The sequence below is a fragment of the Pseudomonas syringae group sp. 243L2 genome (assembly GCF_032587875.1).
GTDB classification, from domain to species: domain Bacteria; phylum Pseudomonadota; class Gammaproteobacteria; order Pseudomonadales; family Pseudomonadaceae; genus Aquipseudomonas; species Aquipseudomonas amygdali.
This window is the reverse complement of the sequence record NZ_JAWHPL010000010.1, coordinates 98,774-117,062: the sequence shown is the minus strand read 5'-3', so window position 1 is coordinate 117,062 and position 18,289 is coordinate 98,774. Positions and strand designations below refer to the sequence as shown.

Below are 18,289 nucleotides of genomic sequence, written 5' to 3'. Positions count from 1 at the left end.
ATAAGACACCCTTTTCAGCAAAAGCTTTGTCAGGAGGAGGAATCGACCATCGGTAGCGGACGAGATGAAGCGTCTAGAACAAGCCTTGTGCTACACAGTCCGATGGTTGTGCGTCTCCACCCTACACGTATCCCTGATAATTCGGGTGCTGCCGCGCGCAGAATCCGCAGCGGGTTGGCATTTACCGCGATCTTCGATAGGGAAGGTCGCGCATCATGGCTTGAGGCGTTGTTCCCGAAGCATTCGCTCGTAGCGTCTGAAAGCGACTGCACTTTGTGAACTGGCCATGAACTGTCCGCACCGTCAGCGAGCTGTCTGCTCTGCTGTCAGGCGTGTTTCCGGCCTCATGTCACCTGCGCTCGTTACGTTTTCAGCGTGCTCCGTTGTCACCGAACACTGCGTAGGACGGCCTCCCGTCCTTGTGAATTGCGTTGGTCAGGGCCGGTTGTCAACCGTTGGTCCGCTGTCCGGCCGCTTTTGGCGGCGTTCGCGACTATAGCAGCAATCATTAAGTGCTTCAAATCCATAAAAAATTGTTATCATTTGCGGCATGACGAATATTGCCCCTCCAACCCCCGGCGTCCAGCTGGTTGAGGTTGCCCCGGAACTTGCCGGTCAACGCATCGATAATTTTCTGATCACTTATCTCAAGGGTGTGCCCAAAACCTTGATTTACCGCATTTTGCGCAAAGGCGAAGTGCGTGTGAACAAGGGGCGGATCAAGCCGGAGTATAAGTTGCAGGCAGGCGATATCGTGCGCATTCCTCCTGTACGCGTGCCTGAGCGCGACGAGCCGGTGCCGGTTGCGCAGGCTCTGCTGCAGCGCCTCGAGGCTGCGATTGTCTACGAAGACAAGGCGCTGATCGTGCTCAACAAGCCTGCGGGTATCGCTGTGCATGGCGGCAGCGGCCTGAGTTTCGGGGTAATCGAAGCATTTCGTCAGTTGCGTCCGGATGCCAAGGAGCTCGAACTGGTGCACCGTCTCGATCGCGACACGTCCGGTCTGCTGATGATTGCCAAGAAACGCAGCATGCTGCGTCATCTGCACGAAGCCCTGCGCGGCGACGGCGTCGACAAGCGCTACATGGCGCTCGTCCGCGGTAACTGGGCAACGGCTCAGAAACAGGTGCGTGCGCCGCTGATGAAAAGCAATCTGCGCTCCGGCGAGCGCATGGTCGAAGTGAATGAAGAGGGCAAGGAGGCTCTGACGATCTTCAAGGTACTGCGTCGTTTCGGTGACTTTGCCACCATGGTCGAAGCCAAGCCGGTGACCGGGCGCACGCACCAGATCCGCGTGCACACGCTGCATGCGGGGCACGCCATTGCAGGCGATACCAAATACGGTGACGAGAATTTCAGTCGCGAGATTCGTGATCTGGGCGGCAAGCGTCTGTTCCTGCACGCCTATATGCTGACGGTACCGATGCCCGACGGCAGCAAACTGAATGTGCAGGCGCCTGTGGACGAAATGTGGGCCAAGACAGTGGAGCGTTTGAGTGCGCCGTAATTACGACCTGTTGATTTTCGATTGGGACGGCACGCTGGCCGACTCTGTGGGGCGAATTGTTCTGGCCATGCGTACCGCGGCTATCGAGACTGATCTTGAAGTTCGTGACGATCCGGCGATCAAGGGCATTATCGGTCTGGGTCTGCCCGAGGCGATTCGAACCCTTTATCCGCAGATCAGTGACAATCAGGTGATCGACTTTCGGCAGCGCTATGCTGACAGCTATATGGCAATGGATAACGTGCCTTCGCCGCTGTTCGAGGGCGTTCTGGAGTCGATGCAAGCGTTTCGCGAGGACGGCTATCGTCTGGCGGTCGCTACCGGCAAGGCGCGCCGTGGGCTGGATCGGGTGCTACAAGCCAATGGCTGGGGCGATTACTTCGATGCCACCCGGGCTGCCGACGAAACCGCCAGCAAGCCGGACCCGCTGATGTTAAACGAGATCATGGCGCATTGTGATGTTGCGCCGCAGCGTTCGTTGATGATCGGCGATGCGTCATTCGATCTGCTGATGGCCCGCAACGCAGGTATGGATTCGGTTGCGGTGGGTTATGGCGCTCAGTCGCTGGAGTCGTTGCGCCAGTTTCAGCCACGATTGGCTATTGAGCATTTTTCCGAGCTGCGCACCTGGTTGAATGGGCGCGGCGTCTAGTTTTAGGGTTGGAGTGATTGGAACATGTCTGACGAATGGAAGGCACCCGTCTCGCAAAGCGCGGACGAGGGCATCAATGGCAAGGAAGAAGCAAAAAGCTGGAAACTTCTGGAAAAGACGCTGCTGGCCAGTGTTCAGGAGCAGCGTCGTGCGCGTCGCTGGGGAATTTTCTTCAAGCTGCTGACGTTCGCGTTTCTGTTTGTCGCAGTGGTCGTTCCGATGCTGGACTTTGAAGGCGGTACATCGCGCCGCTCCAGCCACACAGCGTTGATTGATGTGCAGGGTGTGATTGCCGACAAGGAGTCGGCCAGTGCCGAGAATATCGTCACGGCGCTGCAGAAGGCGTTCGAGGATGAAAAGACCAAGGGCGTTATTCTGCGTATCAACAGTCCGGGCGGCAGTCCTGTGCAGTCGGGCTATGTCTATGACGAAATCCGTCGTCTGCGTGCTGCAAAACCGGATATCAAGGTGTATGCGGTCATTACCGATCTGGGTGCTTCGGGGGCTTATTACATTGCCAGTGCTGCCGACCAGATCTACGCCGACAAGGCCAGTCTGGTGGGGTCGATAGGTGTGACGGCGGCGGGGTTCGGGTTTGTCGGTGCCATGGACAAGCTCGGCGTTGATCGTCGTACCTACACATCGGGCGAGCACAAAGCTTTCCTTGATCCGTTCCAGCCGCAGAAGGCCGATGAGACGCAGTTCTGGCAGGGGGTGCTGGACACAACGCATCGTCAGTTCATCGCCAGCGTCAAGCAGGGTCGTGGCGATCGTCTGAAGGACAAGGATCATCCCGAACTGTTTTCGGGGCTGATCTGGACCGGTGAGCAGGCCGTTGCGCTCGGTCTGGTGGACGGCCTGGGCAGTGCCAGTTATGTCGCGCGGGATGTGATCAAGGAAAAGGATATCGTCGAATATACCGTCGAAGAGTCGCCTTTCGACCGCTTTTCGAAAAAGCTGGGCACCAGTATCGCTGAGCGCATTGCCATGCTGGTCGGCTTCAACGGTCCAAGCCTGCGCTGACGGCTTGATGCAGAAATGAAGAACCCGGCCAATGGCCGGGTTCTTTGTCTGAGCGTCAGGGTACGCTGACCCCTTCCTTTATTAGCATGTCCACAAGGCGTATCAGTGGCAGGCCGATCAGGCTGGTCGCGTCGCTGCCTTCGGTGCTGCGAAACAGGCTGACCCCCAACCCTTCAGCCTTGAAGCTGCCGGCGCAGTCATAAGGTTGCTCTGCATGCAGATAGCGTTCGATGCTGGCTTGATCGAGTTCGCGCATGTGCACGGTAAAGGGTACGCAATCGACCTGGTACTTGCCTGTCGAGCTATTAAGCAGGGCCAGTCCGGTCAGGAAGGTTACGCTGGCGCCACTGGCAGCCGTCAGTTGCTCAAGTGCGCGCTCGAAGGTATGTGGCTTGCCGAGTATCTGCCCGTCCAGGACGGCAACCTGATCGGAGCCAATGATCAGGTGATGCGGATATTCGCCCGCCAGCGCCCTGGCTTTCTCTAAGGCAAGGCGTCGAACGAGGTCGTGTGCGGTTTCGTCCGGTCGGTGACTTTCATCAATGTCCGGGGACTTGCAGGTGAATGGCAGGCGCAGGCGAGTGAGCAGTTCGCGCCGGTATGAAGAGCTGGAGGCAAGGAGCAGGGATGGCATGCGGTTCTCCGTAGGCTGAGCGTTGATTCTAAAGAGTGGCCGGAGTGACGAACAGGCCTGAATTTCCTTTGACATGCCCGGGGGGCATCCCTAGAATGCTGCGCCTATGTTGAATGACCCGATTCCATCTCACGTTGACCCGCGCAAATTGTCTGATCGCGGCACTACCCTTCAGGGTGAAGTGCTGCTGGGCGATTTGAAGAGACTCTGCGACCCGCTTGCCGACACTGTCGGTACGGTGCAGGCGAAATTCGTTTTTGAGCGTGACGAACGCCGTTCTGTGGTTATCCACAGTTCGATAGACGTCCCGGTCAAGATGGTTTGCCAGCGTTGTCTTGAGCTGGTGACCCTGCCGATCCACAGCGAATGCAGTTACGCCGTGGTGAAGGAGGGTGCGAATACCCAGTCGTTACCGAAAGGTTATGACGTGCTGGAACTGGGCGAAGATCCTTTGGATCTGCTGGCATTGATCGAGGAGGAGCTATTGCTCGCCTTGCCCATTGTGCCTGCTCATCATCCTGAAGAATGCCAGCAACCGGCGGGTCTCGATGAGCCCGAACCGAGCGTGGACGAGGTAACGCGGTCCAACCCGTTCAGTGTATTGGCGCAGTTAAAGCGTGACCCAAACGTTTAGGAGTTAATCAATTATGGCTGTTCAGCAGAACAAAAAATCCCGCTCTGCCCGTGACATGCGTCGTTCGCACGACGCTCTTGAGGCAAGCACTCTGTCGGTAGAAAAGACCACTGGTGAAATTCACCTGCGTCACCACGTATCGCCAGAAGGCGTATACCGTGGTCGTAAAGTGATCGACAAGGGCGCTGACGAGTAATTTCTTGTCCGCTCCGATCATCGCGATCGACGCAATGGGCGGGGACTTCGGTCCCCGCAACATTGTTCAGGCAAGCCTCGCGTGCCTGACAGCTACACCCTCGCTTCATCTGGTCCTCGTCGGCCAAGCCTCCCTGATTGAAGAGCTCATTGCCCGTCATGGTGCTGTGGATCGCGCGCGCCTGCGTGTCGTAAACGCCAATGAAGCCATTGCAATGGACGAGCGTCCGTCCCAGGCTCTGCGTGGCAAGCCTGACTCGTCCATGCGTGTTGCGCTTGAGCTTGTTGCAAGCGGGCAGGCCCAGGCATGTGTCAGCGCTGGTAATACCGGTGCGCTGATGGCGCTTTCGCGGTTTGTGCTCAAGACGCTGCCCGGTATCGATCGTCCCGCGATGATCGCAGCCATTCCCACTCGTTCTGGCCATTGTCAGCTGCTCGACCTGGGTGCGAATGTCGATTGCAGCGCCGAGGCGCTTTATCAGTTTGCGGTAATGGGCTCTGTTCTTGCAGAAACCCTGGGTGTCAAAAAGCCCAGGGTTGCCTTGCTTAACGTGGGCACGGAAGACATCAAGGGCAATCAGCAGGTCAAGCTTGCCGCCGGTCTTTTGCAGGCAGCCCTGGGGCTCAACTACATTGGCTACGTCGAAGGCGACGGTTTGTACCGGGGTGAGGCTGACGTTGTGGTGTGTGATGGCTTTGTCGGCAATGTACTGCTCAAGTCGAGCGAAGGTCTGGCGACCATGATTGCCGCCAGAATCGATACACTGTTCAACCGCAACCTGCTGAGCAGGGCGGTCGGAGCGCTGGCGTTGCCGTTGCTCAAGCGACTGCAGACTGATCTGGCACCTGCTCGTCATAATGGCGCGAGCTTGCTCGGGTTGCAGGGGGTCGTGGTGAAAAGCCACGGTTCGGCCAGTGTTTCAGGGTTCCAGAGTGCGATTCAGCGAGCGATCGTTGAATCCCGTGAAAACCTGCCGCAGCGCCTGAAGGGGCGGCTTGAATTGCTTCTCCAGAACGGCGGAGCCTGAAAATGTGACGCATCAGACTGGTCAGTCATCCAACCGATCAGTCATGTAAATTTGAATACCCGCGTTCGGCCTGTCCGGACGCCCATTTTGGCGACAATAATTCAGAGGCTTGTCAAATGTCTGCATCCCTCGCATTCGTCTTTCCGGGTCAAGGATCGCAATCGCTCGGCATGCTCGCCGAGCAAGGCGCGCAACATCCGTTGATTCTCGATACTTTCGAGCAGGCTTCCGAAGCCCTTGGCTATGACCTGTGGGCGTTGACCCAGAGCGGTCCTGTCGAGTTGCTCAATCAGACCGACAAGACCCAGCCTGCCATTCTGACTGCTTCCATAGCCTTGTGGCATGTGTGGCTGGCCGAGGGCGGTGCCGTTCCTGCGTTCGTCGCAGGTCACAGTCTGGGTGAATACAGTGCGCTGGTAGCTGCGCAAAGCCTGAGTCTGGCTGATGCGGTGAAGCTCGTTGAGCGTCGCGGTCAGTTGATGCAGGAAGCGGTGCCGGCCGGTCAAGGCGGCATGGCCGCCATTCTGGGTCTTGATGATGCCGACGTTATCGCTGCCTGTGCCGAAGCAGCACAGGGCGAAGTTGTCAGTGCGGTTAATTTCAACTCGCCGGGCCAGGTGGTGATCGCCGGTTCCGCCGAGGCCGTCAAGCGCGCCATGGAGCTTTGCAAGGCGCGGGGTGCCAAGCGTGCATTGCCGTTGCCGGTCAGCGTGCCGTCGCACTGCGAACTGATGCGTCCGGCCGCCGAGCGTTTCGCCGAGGCTGTTGAAGCCATTGAATGGCAGGCGCCTGAAATCGCATTGGTACAGAACGTCAGTGCCAGCGCAGTCAGTGACTTGGCGACGCTCAAGCGTGACTTGCTGGAACAGCTGTACAAGCCGGTTCGCTGGGTTGAATCCATTCAATGCCTGGCCAGCCGTGGTGCGACCCAGCTTGTGGAGTGTGGGCCGGGTAAAGTCCTGGCCGGTCTGAACAAGCGTTGCGCCGAAGGCGTGATTACTTACAACCTTGATACCCCGGACGCCTTTGCCGCCGCGCGCGCGGCACTGGCCTGATTAGGAGAAGCCTGTATGAGCCTTCAAGGTAAAGTTGCACTGGTCACCGGTGCGAGTCGCGGTATTGGTCAAGCCATCGCCCTGGAATTGGGGCGCAATGGTGCTGTCGTTGTGGGCACCGCGACCTCTGAGTCCGGCGCCGAGCGCATCAGTGCGACGTTCAAGGAAAACGGCATCGAAGGCTTTGGCCTGATGCTCGATGTCTGCGATGCCGAGTCCGTGAATTCGGTCCTGTCGACCATCCAGGAGCGTGTCGGTGCACCGTTGATTCTGGTCAATAATGCTGGCATCACCCGTGATAATCTGATGATGCGCATGAAAGATGACGAATGGTATGACGTCGTCAACACCAACCTGAACAGCCTTTTCCGCCTTTCCAAGGGTGTTTTGCGCGGCATGACCAAAGCGCGTTGGGGCCGTATTATCAGCATTGGTTCGGTTGTGGGTGCCATGGGCAACGCCGGTCAAGTAAACTATGCTTCCGCGAAGGCCGGGCTGGAAGGTTTCAGCAGGGCTCTGGCCCGTGAAGTGGGCTCGCGGGCAGTAACCGTGAATTCGGTTGCGCCCGGTTTCATCGACACCGATATGACGCGTGAGCTGCCTGAGGCTCAGCGTGAGTCACTGATTACCCAGATACCCCTGGGCCGTCTGGGTCAGGCTGAAGAGATTGCGCATGTAGTCGCTTTTCTTGCCTCCGAAGGCGCAGGGTACGTTACCGGGGCCACAATCCCTGTTAACGGCGGCATGTACATGAGCTAATGTGACCATCTGTTTCAAAAAAATGTCATACGAGCTGTCTAAAATCCGTTATAAAGCTGCAATCTATGCATGGGCAAAGGTACGGTTGGGCATAAGGGGAGAGCGTTAAGCTTGAAATTCGCAAAACCTCTTCTATACACTTACCCACTGGCCAGATGCCTGAACATTTCCACTAGGAGTTAAAACTAGGTATGAGCACCATCGAAGAGCGCGTCAAGAAAATCGTTGCAGAGCAACTTGGCGTCAAATCAGAAGAGGTTGTCAACACTGCTTCTTTCGTTGAAGACCTGGGCGCTGACTCCCTGGACACTGTCGAGCTGGTAATGGCTCTGGAAGAGGAATTCGAGACCGAAATCCCTGACGAAGAAGCGGAAAAGATCACTACCGTTCAAGCAGCAATCGACTACGTCACTAGCCATCAGGCTTAAGATTTGTAATCGCTGACTGCTGTCACGGGAAAACCGCACTGCTTTAACCGGCGTGCGGTTTTTTCTTTAGAAAACGCTGTGATTGTTCGTAAATGATTGTTCCGTAAACAAGAGAGAAGGAGAGTCCTGTGTCGCGTAGACGCGTCGTGGTCACCGGGATGGGCATGCTTTCGCCACTGGGCAATGACGTGCCCAGCAGTTGGCAGGGCATTCTGGCGGGCCGCAGTGGCATTGGCCTTATCGAGCACACGGACTTGTCGGCCTTCACCACCCGTTTCGGCGGTTCGGTCAAGGGTTTCAACGTCGAAGAATACCTCGCGCCCAAAGAAGCGCGCCGGCTCGATCTCTTCATTCAGTATGGTCTCGCGGCCAGCTTTCAGGCGGTGCGTAATGCAGGCCTCGAAGTCACTGATGCAAACCGTGAACGCATCGGCGTCGCGATGGGTTCGGGTATCGGTGGTCTGACCAATATCGAAAACAGCAGTCGTCTGCTGCACGAGCAAGGGCCAGGACGGATTTCTCCGTTTTTCGTGCCGGGCTCGATCATCAACATGATTTCCGGTTTCCTGTCTATCCATCTGGGTGCACAGGGGCCTAATTACTCCATCGCCACGGCTTGCACCACGGCGACCCACTGCATCGGCATGGCGGCTCGCAACATCGCCTATGACGAAGCGGACGTGATGATTGCCGGTGGCGCTGAAATGGCTGCCTGTGGCCTGGGGCTGGGTGGTTTCGGTGCCGCGCGTGCGCTGTCGACCCGCAACGACGACCCGACCCGTGCCAGTCGTCCCTGGGACAAAGGCCGTGATGGTTTCGTCCTGTCCGACGGTGCAGGTGCGATGGTGCTTGAAGAACTTGAGCACGCCAAGGCGCGTGGTGCGACCATCTACGCTGAACTGGTCGGGTTCGGCATGAGCGGCGATGCCTATCACATGACCTCGCCACCTGATGACGGTGCCGGTGCTGCACGCTGCATCGTCAATGCGTTGCGTGACGCCAAGGTCAATGCCGATCAGGTGCAGTACATCAACGCACACGGTACGTCGACGCCTGCTGGCGATCTGGCCGAGGCTTCTGCGATCAAGTCGGTATTTGGCGATCATGCCTACAAGCTGGCTGTCAGTTCGACCAAGTCGATGACCGGCCACCTGCTGGGCGCTGCTGGTGCTGTCGAGGCGATCTTCAGCGTGCTGGCGATGGTTGATCAGGTGGCTCCGCCGACCATCAACCTGGATGAGCCAAGCGAAGGCTGCGATCTGGATTTCGTGCCTCACGAAGCGCGCCGCATGCCGATCGACGTCGTTCTGTCGAACTCCTTCGGCTTCGGTGGCACCAACGGCTCGCTGGTGTTCCGTCGGTTCGCCGAGTAATGCCCGCCTGGGTCGATGGCTGCCCCGCAGACGCCTTGTCCCTCAAGGACCGGGGTCTGGCCTACGGCGATGGACTGTTTGAAACCATCGTCGTCAAGGCCGGGCAGCCATTGCTCCTGGAGCGCCATCTGCAGCGTCTCGAAAACGGATGCGCGCGCTTGTCGATCGCAACCGATCATGCGCTTATCCGTGCAGAAATGACCCGCTTCGCTGCAGAGCTTGGCGATGGGGTCATGAAGCTGATCCTTACCCGCGGCGACAGCCAGCGCGGTTACGCTCCAGCCCCCAATGCCCAATCGCGTCGAATCCTGCAGGGCGGCCCTGCGCCAGCCTATCCGGGTGTGCATGCCGAGCAGGGCGTGCGCCTGTTTGCCTGCCAGACGCGTCTGGCGGAACAGCCGCTTCTGGCTGGACTCAAGCACCTGAATCGCCTGGAACAGGTGCTGGCCCGCTCGGAATGGAGCGATAGCGAGCATGCCGAAGGCTTGATGCGCGATACCTCCGGGCGATTGATCGAGGGTGTCTACAGCAATCTGTTTCTGGTCAGCCAGGGCCGCCTGCTGACTGCCGATCTGAGCCGCTGCGGGGTAGCGGGGGTGATGCGTGCCGAGTTGCTGGATCAGGCACGAAACCTGGGACTGGTTGTCGATATCCGTGATTTGCACCTGTCCGACCTTGAATCGGCGGACGAAGTGTTTCTATGCAATAGCGTCTACGGCGTCTGGCCGGTTCGCGGCTTTACAGTCTTGAGCTGGCCGGTCGGGCCGCTCACCCGTAAACTGCAAGGTATTGCTCGCACCCTTCTGGATATCTGATTTGTGATCCGAAAAATATTGGTGTTGCTGGAAACAGCTGTCGTTCTGGCAGGCCTTTTGCTCGGCTTTGCGTTCTGGCAGCAACATCAGGCGCTGAACCAGCCGCTCGAAGTCGCTCAGGAGCAACTGCTGGATGTCCCGGCCGGCTCAACGCCGACCGGTGTGCTTAATCGACTGCAGGCCGATGGCGTGATCAAGGACGCCTTCTGGTTGCGCCTCTACTGGCGTTTCAACCTCTCCGGACAGGCACTGCACAGCGGCGAATACCGCATGGTGCCGGGCATGAACGTCAAGGGGCTGTTCGACGTCTGGAAGCGCAAGGAGGTTGTGCAATACAGCCTGACGCTGGTCGAGGGCTGGAATTTCCGTCAGGTGCGGGCTGCGCTGGCCAAACAGGCCAAGCTCGATCAAACGCTGGCTGGCTTGTCCGACGGCGAGCTGATGGCAAAAATCGGCCATCCTGATGTATTCCCTGAAGGGCGTTTCTTTCCTGACACCTATCGCTATGTGCGCGGCATGACCGATGCCGAATTGCTCAGGCAGGCTTACAGTCGTCTGGAAGAAGTGCTGGATGAAGAATGGAATGCCAGGTCGTCTGAGGCTCCGTATTCCAATCCTTATCAGGCCCTGATCATGGCGTCGCTGGTCGAGAAGGAAACCGGTGTGCCTCAGGAGCGTGGCCAGATTGCGGGTGTGTTCGTGCGTCGCTTGAAGCTGGGCATGCAGTTGCAGACCGATCCGACCGTGATCTATGGCATGGGCGAGCGCTACAACGGCAAGTTGACCCGGGCCAATCTCAAGGAACCCACGCCGTACAATACCTACGTGATAGCCGGTATGCCGCCGACACCGATTTCACTGGTGGGGCGCGAGGCGATTCATGCCGCGCTCAACCCGGTAGCGGGCAGCAGCCTGTATTTCGTGGCCAAGGGGGACGGCAGCCATGTGTTCTCGGACGATCTGGATGCCCATAACTCAGCGGTGCGTGACTATCAGCTCAAGCGCCGCGCAGATTATCGCTCCAGCCCGGCACCTGCTGCACCGGCACCATCAACTGATTCTCCCTCTTCAGAGCCCGAGCCTGCGACTGCAACGGATGCCCCGCAGCCCGAGCCGAATGCGCAATGATGGCAATAATTAAGGATTACCTGTGACTGGCTTGTTTATCACCCTTGAAGGTCCGGAAGGTGCTGGCAAAAGTACCAATCGCGAATACCTGGCGGCACAGCTGCGCGCGCAGGGCGTTCAGGTATTGCTGACCCGCGAGCCGGGCGGCACTCCGCTGGCCGAGCGCATTCGCGAACTGCTGCTGGCTCCCAGTGATGAAGCCATGAGTGCCGACACCGAACTGCTGCTGGTGTTTGCTGCGCGTGCACAGCATTTGGCCGAGGTCATTCGCCCGGCTCTGGCGCGTGGCGAGGTGGTGCTCTGTGATCGGTTTACCGATGCAACCTACGCGTATCAAGGTGGGGGCCGCGGCTTGTCTCAGCAGCGTATTGCCGTGCTGGAAGAATTTGTTCAAGGCGATCTGCGGCCTGATCTGACGCTGGTGTTTGACCTGCCGGTGGAAATCGGTCTGTCACGTGCCGCAGCACGTGGCCGACTCGATCGCTTCGAGCAGGAAGGCCGGGCTTTCTTCGACGCGGTGCGCTCGACTTATCTGCAGCGGGCCAAGGCGGATCCTGCGCGGTATCGTCTGGTGGACGCGGCCCAGCCGCTGGCTGACGTTCAGGCTTCCCTTGATACATTGCTGCCGCAGTTGCTGGAGCTGCGACGTGGCTGAAGCCTACCCCTGGCAGGCATCACTCTGGCAGCAGATGGCCGGTCGTGCTCAGCACGCTCATGCCTATCTGCTGCACGGTCCGGCCGGTATCGGCAAGCGGGCACTGGCCGAGCGCCTGATGGCCAGCCTGCTGTGCAAGGCTCCCGAAGCGCTTGAGGCCTGCGGGCATTGCAAATCCTGCCTGCTGCTGGCGGCTGGCAGTCATCCGGACAACTATGTGCTGGAGCCGGAAGAAGCAGACAAGCCGATCAAGGTTGATCAGGTCCGTGACCTGGTGAGCTTTGTGGTGCAGACCGCCCAGATGGGCGGTCGCAAGGTGGTGCTCGTCGAGCCGGTGGAAGCGATGAACATCAACGCTGCCAACGCCTTGTTGAAGAGTCTTGAGGAGCCGTCGGGCAATACCGTTCTATTGCTGGTCAGCCATCAGCCGAGCCGCTTGCTGCCAACGGTCAAAAGTCGCTGTGTGCAGCAGGCCTGCCCATTGCCCAGTGAACAGATGAGCCTGGACTGGCTGGGCAATGCCCTGCCTGATTGCACGCAGGAAGAACGGTTCGAATTGCTGACGCTGGCAGCGGGGTCGCCGCTGGCTGCTGCGGCACTTTACACGCAAGGCGTTCGCGAACAGCGCGCGCTGGTGGTGGATGGCGTCAAGAAGCTGCTCAAGCAACAGCAATCGGCTACCCAGCTGGCCGAAGGCTGGAAGGACATCCCGTTGTTATTGTTGTTCGACTGGTTCTGTGACTGGTCGCACCTGATCCTGCGCTATCAGATGACGCAGGACGAGGAAGGCCTTGGTCTGGGCGACATGCGCAAGGTCGTTCAATACCTGGCGCAGAAGTCTTCTCGCGCAAAAGTGCTGGAGATTCAGGACTGGATTCTGGCACAGAGGCAAAAAGTCATGTCCAAGGCCAATCTAAACCGGGTCTTGCTGCTTGAAGCATTACTGGTGCAGTGGGCAGGCCTGCCAGGACAGGCGTAGACTCTGCGTTACCCGGAACCGTTGAGGTGTTGTCATGAGTCTGCCGCTGAACACAGGTCCACGTAATGGCATTCTGTCCCTGACCATCAAGGACAAATCCGTGCTTTACGCTGCCTACATGCCATTCATCAGAAACGGCGGGCTGTTCATCCCCACCAGCAAAAGCTACAAGCTGGGTGACGAAGTGTTCATGCTGCTCAATCTGATGGACGAACCGGAGAAGGTTCCGGTGGCTGGCCGCGTCGCCTGGATCACGCCAAAAGGTGCGCAGGGCAACCGGACTGCCGGTGTCGGCGTGCAATTCAATGATGGCGACAATACCGCGCGCAATCTGATCGAAACTCATCTGGTCGGTGCTCTGAAGTCCGATCGTCCAACCCATACGATGTAGTTGTGTTTTAACCCATGCTTGTAGATTCCCATTGTCACCTTGATCGCCTTGACCTTGCCCAGCACGACGGCTCTCTGGATGCAGCCCTCAATGCCGCCCGTGGCAGAGGGGTCGGGCATTTTCTCTGCATCGGTGTCAGCGCCGACAATGCGAGTGCGGTCAAGGCACTCGCCGAACGCTACGCGGATGTCGATTGCTCGGTGGGCATTCATCCGCTGGACGTGAAGCCCGGCGAAATGCCGCCCCTGGACTGGTTGCTCAAGGAGCTGGATCACCCGCGAGTGGTGGCGATAGGTGAAACCGGTCTGGACTATCACTACGAACCCGAAGCTGCCGAGCTGCAGCAGGCTTCTTTTCGGTTGCACCTGGAGGCAGCCAGTGTCACTGGCAAGCCGGTGATCATCCATACCCGTGGCGCGCGCGCCGATACATTGAGCCTTCTGCGTGATGCGGCGCTGCCTCAAGCGGGCGTTCTGCATTGCTTCACCGAAGACTGGGAGATGGCCAGGGCGGCGCTGGATATGGGTTACTACATCTCGCTGTCCGGCATCGTGACCTTTCGCAACGCCGACGCCCTGCGGGATGTCGCAAGGCAAGTCCCCGCTGACCGGCTGCTGGTCGAGACCGATTCCCCATACCTTGCGCCTATCCCTTATCGGGGCAAACCGAATCTGCCGCAGTACGTACGCGAAGTTGCCGAGTTTCTGGCGATGCTACGGGGCGAGTCCTACGAGCATTTCGCCGAGCAGACCACCGCTAACTTCGCTCGCCTGTTCCCGCTGGCGCATGTTCAACGCTGAGTGGCGTACACGTTGACTGACGGCAAATCGCGGGCAAAAAAAACCCGGATTCTGGGGGGGTGAAGCCGGGTTAAGACCATTAGGAGTAAAACAAAGGCACGCTAGTCCTTAGGCACCTTTACTGGCGAGTCATTTGGGGAATGATGACCCGTCAGTGGCTTAAGTATTGCCCAGCATGGCGTACCGTCCAGTGCCTTGTGATCGTTTTTTAAACAGTTTTGGAATACTAAAGCGATTCTTGAGTCCTTGATGAGCACTTTTTGCCGGACGGGATACAAGGCCATCGCATCATATTTGCCCGTGTACGCCAGCAGGTCAGGCATGCCGAGGTTTTTCAGTGCCTGGTCGGAGTGTTCGAGTGGAGTTTTCCAACGGTTTTCTACTGAGTCTGTCGTTATGCCTGGATATTGGCCTGGCAAACATAGCCATGATCACGCTGTCCATGCAGCGCGGCTTTTCCAAGGGGCTGTGGCTTGGGTTGGGAACCTGTGTCGGCGATCTGGCCTATGCGGTCCTGGCCATGCTTGGCATGGCGGTGCTGCTGCAATATGAAGCCGTACGCTACGTGCTCTGGCTCGGCGGTACGGCGGTGTTGGCCTGGTTCTGCTTCAGGATGGTCATGAGTGCCACCGCGGTCAGTGCCGGCCTCGATAATCAGGATGTTCAATCGGAAAAATCCAGCCTGGCGTTGTTCCTGCGCGGAATTTTTCTGGCGATGTCATCACCCAGCGCCATTCTCTGGTTTGCTGCAGTCGGCGGTGCGCTGATTGCTCGACAGGGTTCTGATCTTGCCAGTGCCTCGACCTTTCTTGCCGGGTTCGTTGCGGCGGGCGTGGTCTGGTCGATCTCGCTGTGTGCGCTGGCACATCAGGGTGGGCGTTTCATGGGGGAGCGTATGTTGCGCTGGTCCTACATTGCCTCGGCGCTGATCTTTGCCTATTTCACGTTGTATGTAGTGATCACGGGTTACCTGGAGTTTGTCGCTGCATCCCCGGTACTGCCTGCGTCGTAGCATACCGTCGTGTGTCAGGTTTGCGAAGCGGACGCCAAAATGCGAATTTTTCGCCGGTTTCGTTCATAAAGGTCGACAAGTAAGGATGATCCGTGCAATTTAGCGCCGATTGGGCATAATACCCGGCTTCGATTTCGATCCTGACAGACCTCTCTATGCAGAAAGAACCTCGTAAGGTCCGTGAATTTCGCCGCCGTGAGCAGGAAATTCTCGACACCGCGCTAAAGCTGTTCCTGGAGCAGGGCGAAGACAGCGTCACTGTCGAGATGATCGCGGACGCCGTCGGCATTGGTAAAGGCACCATCTACAAGCACTTCAAGTCCAAGGCAGAAATCTATCTGCGCCTGATGCTCGACTATGAGCGAGACCTGAACGAGCTGCTGCACTCCGCTGATGTCGACAAGGACAAGGAGGCGCTCTCACGTGCCTACTTCGAATTCCGTATGCGTGATCCGCAGCGCTATCGCCTGTTCGACCGCCTGGAGGAAAAAGTGGTCAAGGGCAATCAGGTGCCCGAGCTGGTCGAAGAGCTCCACAAGATCCGCGCCTCCAACTTCGAACACCTGACGCTGCTGATCAAAGGCCGCATCACCGAAGGCAAGCTCGAAGATGTCCCGCCTTACTACCACTACTGTGCCGCCTGGGCGCTGGTGCATGGCGCCGTTGCGCTGTACCACTCGCCGTTCTGGAGCAATGTGCTGGAAGATCAGGAAGGCTTCTTCCACTTCCTCATGGACATCGGCGTGCGTATGGGCAACAAGCGCAAGCGCGATGCCGACGTCATCGCCGAGCCCAAACCCGACCCTGCTACGGAATAACGCCCCGGCCCGGTCTTGAGCATCTGCTTCAAGGCTTTGGTGCCTGCTGTGCCAGAGATGGCGCGGAAGCTGCATCCGACGACCATTCGCCGGTTTTCCGTCACCGGTATTTGGGAGGGGATGATGCGTAGCCTGGTTATGCTGCTCGCGCTTTTGGCGTTGAGTGGCTGCATGAAAGTCAGTGACATGGGCGAGGGGGTTCGCGAGCAATTCAGCGATGCGGGTCTGCTCGATCACAGCGACACTCGCCGTACTGCCAACTGGCGTGTGCAGCCCGACTCGTTCATTTACATCGCGCAAGGTGCCTTCGTGCCGCCAGGCAATGCCTATCCGCGGCCCAATGTGGTGGCTGAAGAGGCCTTCAAGGGGTTCATCGAGTACTTCCCGATGGTCCGCCGTGCCCGTGGGCCAATGGGCCTGGATGAGGCCATGATCGAGGCGCGCAGTGCAGGCGCACATTATTTGCTCTACACCCGTTTTGCCAAGGCCGATGATCGCATCGGCACCGGCGATCAGTGGGCCGATCAGGAAGCCGTGGACCGTCTGGGTGTCGACAGCGGTGTCATTCAACTGATGCTGATCGAAACCAGCACCCGTTACCTTATCGACAGCGCGCGCATTCGCAGCCGTGGCGGATTGCTGACGCTTTACGACAAAAGCCCCGAAGATTTGCTGGGTCCGCCTCTTGAGGACTACGCTCGTACCTTATTGGGCGTCGAACGTTAAGCCAGCGTCAGGAGAGTGGAGTGACCGATTCAAACAAGGCGGGTGATCTGTTTGCGCAGATCCCCAAAACCAAGGGGTTGCCGCCTGTTCATTTGTGGAATCCGGATTTCTGTGGCGATATCGACATGCGTATCGCCCGAGACGGGACATGGTATTACCTGGGCACGCCGATCGGCCGCAAACCAATGGTCAGGTTGTTCTCGACGATCATGCGTCGCGACGGCGATGACTATTTTCTGATTACCCCTGTCGAGAAAGTCGGCATCAAGGTCGATGACGCGCCTTTTGTCGCCGTAACCCTTGAGGTGCTGGGAGAGGGTGAGGGTCAGGTGCTGCGCTTCCTGACCAATGTCGAGGATCAGGCTGAAGCGGGGCCGGAGCACCCTTTGCGGGTTGTGACAAACCCTGATACTCAGGAGCCAGCGCCGTATATCCATGTGCGGAGCAATCTTGAGGCGCTGATTCACCGCAATGTCTTTTATCAACTGGTCGAGCTGGCGGTCTCCCGCGAGATCAACGGGCAGCGCTGGCTGGGTGTCTGGAGTCATGGCGTGTTTTTTCCGGTGGGTCTTGAACCTTGAAAAACACGGCTATTTGCCGGCTTGAATTGCCTGTCGCCAGTGCGACAGTTAAAGTGCCGCTCCCTGATTTCCCTGAGGTTTTTGCATGAGCCAGTCCTTTGATATCGCCGTAATCGGCGCAACCGGTACTGTCGGCGAAACCGTTGTCCAGGTGCTGGAGGAGCGCAACTTCCCGGTCGGCAATCTGCACCTGCTGGCAAGTATCGAGTCTGCGGGTCACTCGGTGCCGTTTCGGGGCAAGAATGTACGCGTACGGGAAGTCGATGAGTTCGACTTCAGCAAGGTGCGCCTGGCATTCTTCGCCGCTGGCCCGGCGGTAAGCCGCAGTTACGCCGAAAAGGCCGTGGCGGCGGGGTGCTCGGTCGTCGACTTGTCCGGTGCATTTCCCGCCGTGCAGGCACCCAATATCGTGCCGGAAATAAATGCTACGCTTTTGCACAGCGGCGCGGCCGCCTCGCTGGTGGCCAGCCCGAGCGCCTCTGCCACTGCGGTCGCACTGGCTTTGGCGCCGTTGCGCGGGTTGATCGATATCCAGTCTGTGACAGTAACGGCCTGTCTGGCGGTCTCCGCACTCGGGCGCGAAGGCGTCAGTGAGCTGGCGCGTCAGACTACCGAGCTATTGAATGTCCGCCCGCTGGAAACCCGCTTTTTTGATCGTCAGATGGCGTTCAACGTACTGGCCCAGGTGGGGACGCCTGACGAGTCGGGGCATTTGCCGCTGGAAAGGCGTCTGGTCGATGAATTACGCGAACTGCTGACGCTGCCATCGCTCAAAGTGTCTGCTACCTGCATTCAAGTGCCGGTGTTCTTTGGCGACAGCTTTACCGTAACGCTGCGCACCGCAGGTTCGGTCGATGTTGCGGCGATCAATGCGGCACTCGAGTCTGCCGCCGGAATCGAACTGGTCGATGAGGGTGATTACCCTACGCCGGTGGGTGATGCCGTAGGGCAGGACGTGGTTTATGTGGGGCGCGTTCGGGCGGGAATCGACGATCCCGAGCAGCTGAATCTGTGGCTGACGTCAGATAATGTGCGAAAAGGCGCTGCGCTCAATGCTGTGCAGGTTGGCGAATTGTTGATAAAAGACTATGTGTAA

General features: G+C 58.3%; 22 protein-coding genes. 21 read left to right on the top strand and 1 reads right to left on the bottom strand.

Translation table 11 applies throughout. The annotated features are described in order from the left end of the window. Positions 1-550 precede the first annotated feature (550 nt). Genes rluC through sppA form a run of 3 tightly spaced genes read left to right on the top strand, consistent with a single transcriptional unit; the run spans position 551 to position 3,182 of the window. On the top strand, positions 551-1,507 hold the full coding sequence (gene rluC / locus RYB66_RS04455; RefSeq protein WP_002552683.1) for a 23S rRNA pseudouridine(955/2504/2580) synthase RluC: 957 nt from the start codon (positions 551-553) through the stop codon (positions 1,505-1,507). Further along, the gene (locus tag RYB66_RS04450; RefSeq protein WP_004664321.1) at positions 1,497-2,159 is read left to right on the top strand and encodes an HAD-IA family hydrolase; all 663 of its coding nucleotides are present in this window, start codon (positions 1,497-1,499) and stop codon (positions 2,157-2,159) included. Before rluC ends, RYB66_RS04450 begins: the two co-directional genes overlap by 11 nt. A gap of 24 nt (positions 2,160-2,183) precedes the next feature. Beyond that, on the top strand, positions 2,184-3,182 hold the full coding sequence (gene sppA / locus RYB66_RS04445) for a signal peptide peptidase SppA (RefSeq protein ID WP_005782203.1): 999 nt from the start codon (positions 2,184-2,186) through the stop codon (positions 3,180-3,182). Between the two features lie 55 nt (positions 3,183-3,237). Here the strand turns inward: sppA and RYB66_RS04440 are convergent, their stop codons facing one another. Further along, on the bottom strand, positions 3,238-3,816 hold the full coding sequence (locus RYB66_RS04440) for a Maf family protein (RefSeq protein WP_016981657.1): 579 nt from the start codon (positions 3,814-3,816) through the stop codon (positions 3,238-3,240). A 106-nt stretch (positions 3,817-3,922) separates the two neighbouring features. Here RYB66_RS04440 and RYB66_RS04435 point away from each other — a divergent pair, with 106 nt between their 5' ends. From RYB66_RS04435 to RYB66_RS04350, 18 genes are all read left to right on the top strand, one after another. Then, positions 3,923-4,450 (top strand): YceD family protein, encoded by a 528-nt coding sequence (locus tag RYB66_RS04435; RefSeq protein ID WP_002552687.1) that lies wholly within the window; start codon positions 3,923-3,925, stop codon positions 4,448-4,450. A gap of 13 nt (positions 4,451-4,463) precedes the next feature. Then, entirely contained in the window at positions 4,464-4,646 is a 183-nt protein-coding gene (rpmF, locus tag RYB66_RS04430; protein ID WP_002552688.1) for a 50S ribosomal protein L32, read from the top strand. A 4-nt stretch (positions 4,647-4,650) separates the two neighbouring features. Then, positions 4,651-5,673 (top strand): phosphate acyltransferase PlsX, encoded by a 1,023-nt coding sequence (plsX, locus tag RYB66_RS04425; protein WP_316893904.1) that lies wholly within the window; start codon positions 4,651-4,653, stop codon positions 5,671-5,673. Positions 5,674-5,789: 116 nt separating this feature from the next. Beyond that, positions 5,790-6,728, top strand: coding sequence for an ACP S-malonyltransferase (gene fabD, locus RYB66_RS04420; protein WP_016981661.1), 939 nt, complete (start codon positions 5,790-5,792; stop codon positions 6,726-6,728). 15 nt (positions 6,729-6,743) lie between these two features. After that, positions 6,744-7,487 (top strand): 3-oxoacyl-ACP reductase FabG, encoded by a 744-nt coding sequence (fabG, locus tag RYB66_RS04415; RefSeq protein WP_003318510.1) that lies wholly within the window; start codon positions 6,744-6,746, stop codon positions 7,485-7,487. Positions 7,488-7,678: 191 nt separating this feature from the next. After that, positions 7,679-7,915 carry an acyl carrier protein gene (gene acpP, locus RYB66_RS04410; RefSeq protein ID WP_002552692.1) on the top strand — a complete coding sequence of 79 codons (237 nt, stop codon included), beginning with the start codon at positions 7,679-7,681 and terminating at the stop codon, positions 7,913-7,915. 128 nt (positions 7,916-8,043) lie between these two features. Beyond that, positions 8,044-9,288, top strand: coding sequence for a beta-ketoacyl-ACP synthase II (gene fabF / locus RYB66_RS04405; protein ID WP_002552693.1), 1,245 nt, complete (start codon positions 8,044-8,046; stop codon positions 9,286-9,288). Further along, positions 9,288-10,103, top strand: coding sequence for an aminodeoxychorismate lyase (pabC, locus tag RYB66_RS04400; RefSeq protein WP_005743854.1), 816 nt, complete (start codon positions 9,288-9,290; stop codon positions 10,101-10,103). The genes fabF and pabC overlap by 1 nt, the downstream gene beginning before the upstream one ends. Positions 10,104-10,106: 3 nt before the next feature. Continuing rightward, positions 10,107-11,231, top strand: coding sequence for an endolytic transglycosylase MltG (gene mltG, locus RYB66_RS04395; protein WP_002552695.1), 1,125 nt, complete (start codon positions 10,107-10,109; stop codon positions 11,229-11,231). A 22-nt stretch (positions 11,232-11,253) separates the two neighbouring features. Next, positions 11,254-11,886, top strand: a complete 633-nt coding sequence (gene tmk / locus RYB66_RS04390) for a dTMP kinase (protein WP_004667786.1) — start codon at positions 11,254-11,256, stop codon at positions 11,884-11,886. Continuing rightward, a complete protein-coding gene (locus RYB66_RS04385) occupies positions 11,879-12,865 on the top strand; it encodes a DNA polymerase III subunit delta' (RefSeq protein WP_005743856.1) in 987 nt (328 codons plus the stop codon). The genes tmk and RYB66_RS04385 overlap by 8 nt, the downstream gene beginning before the upstream one ends. 34 nt (positions 12,866-12,899) lie before the next feature. After that, entirely contained in the window at positions 12,900-13,256 is a 357-nt protein-coding gene (locus RYB66_RS04380; RefSeq protein ID WP_002552698.1) for a PilZ domain-containing protein, read from the top strand. 14 nt (positions 13,257-13,270) lie between these two features. Next, a complete protein-coding gene (locus RYB66_RS04375) occupies positions 13,271-14,056 on the top strand; it encodes a TatD family hydrolase (protein ID WP_005743858.1) in 786 nt (261 codons plus the stop codon). A 358-nt stretch (positions 14,057-14,414) separates the two neighbouring features. Continuing rightward, a complete protein-coding gene (locus RYB66_RS04370) occupies positions 14,415-15,068 on the top strand; it encodes a LysE family translocator (RefSeq protein ID WP_004664328.1) in 654 nt (217 codons plus the stop codon). Positions 15,069-15,223: 155 nt separating this feature from the next. Further along, positions 15,224-15,886: a TetR/AcrR family transcriptional regulator gene (locus RYB66_RS04365; RefSeq protein ID WP_004657874.1), complete on the top strand. Its 663-nt coding sequence runs from the start codon at positions 15,224-15,226 to the stop codon at positions 15,884-15,886. Between the two features lie 123 nt (positions 15,887-16,009). Then, positions 16,010-16,612 (top strand): DUF4823 domain-containing protein, encoded by a 603-nt coding sequence (locus RYB66_RS04360; protein WP_002552702.1) that lies wholly within the window; start codon positions 16,010-16,012, stop codon positions 16,610-16,612. A 20-nt stretch (positions 16,613-16,632) separates the two neighbouring features. After that, positions 16,633-17,193: a DUF1285 domain-containing protein gene (locus tag RYB66_RS04355; RefSeq protein ID WP_005743860.1), complete on the top strand. Its 561-nt coding sequence runs from the start codon at positions 16,633-16,635 to the stop codon at positions 17,191-17,193. Positions 17,194-17,278: 85 nt separating this feature from the next. Then, positions 17,279-18,289 carry an aspartate-semialdehyde dehydrogenase gene (locus RYB66_RS04350; RefSeq protein ID WP_005743861.1) on the top strand — a complete coding sequence of 337 codons (1,011 nt, stop codon included), beginning with the start codon at positions 17,279-17,281 and terminating at the stop codon, positions 18,287-18,289.

Coding starts and splice junctions, on each gene's coding strand:
- RYB66_RS04365 (WP_004657874.1), top strand. CDS start 15,224: ATGCAGAAAGAACCTCGTAAGGTCCGTGAATTTCGCCGCCGTGAGCAG.
- RYB66_RS04360 (WP_002552702.1), top strand. CDS start 16,010: ATGCGTAGCCTGGTTATGCTGCTCGCGCTTTTGGCGTTGAGTGGCTGC.
- sppA (WP_005782203.1), top strand. CDS start 2,184: ATGTCTGACGAATGGAAGGCACCCGTCTCGCAAAGCGCGGACGAGGGC.
- RYB66_RS04380 (WP_002552698.1), top strand. CDS start 12,900: ATGAGTCTGCCGCTGAACACAGGTCCACGTAATGGCATTCTGTCCCTG.
- rluC (WP_002552683.1), top strand. CDS start 551: ATGACGAATATTGCCCCTCCAACCCCCGGCGTCCAGCTGGTTGAGGTT.
- fabG (WP_003318510.1), top strand. CDS start 6,744: ATGAGCCTTCAAGGTAAAGTTGCACTGGTCACCGGTGCGAGTCGCGGT.
- fabD (WP_016981661.1), top strand. CDS start 5,790: ATGTCTGCATCCCTCGCATTCGTCTTTCCGGGTCAAGGATCGCAATCG.
- RYB66_RS04375 (WP_005743858.1), top strand. CDS start 13,271: ATGCTTGTAGATTCCCATTGTCACCTTGATCGCCTTGACCTTGCCCAG.
- pabC (WP_005743854.1), top strand. CDS start 9,288: ATGCCCGCCTGGGTCGATGGCTGCCCCGCAGACGCCTTGTCCCTCAAG.
- acpP (WP_002552692.1), top strand. CDS start 7,679: ATGAGCACCATCGAAGAGCGCGTCAAGAAAATCGTTGCAGAGCAACTT.
- RYB66_RS04440 (WP_016981657.1), bottom strand. CDS start 3,816: ATGCCATCCCTGCTCCTTGCCTCCAGCTCTTCATACCGGCGCGAACTG.
- rpmF (WP_002552688.1), top strand. CDS start 4,464: ATGGCTGTTCAGCAGAACAAAAAATCCCGCTCTGCCCGTGACATGCGT.
- RYB66_RS04435 (WP_002552687.1), top strand. CDS start 3,923: ATGTTGAATGACCCGATTCCATCTCACGTTGACCCGCGCAAATTGTCT.
- RYB66_RS04350 (WP_005743861.1), top strand. CDS start 17,279: ATGAGCCAGTCCTTTGATATCGCCGTAATCGGCGCAACCGGTACTGTC.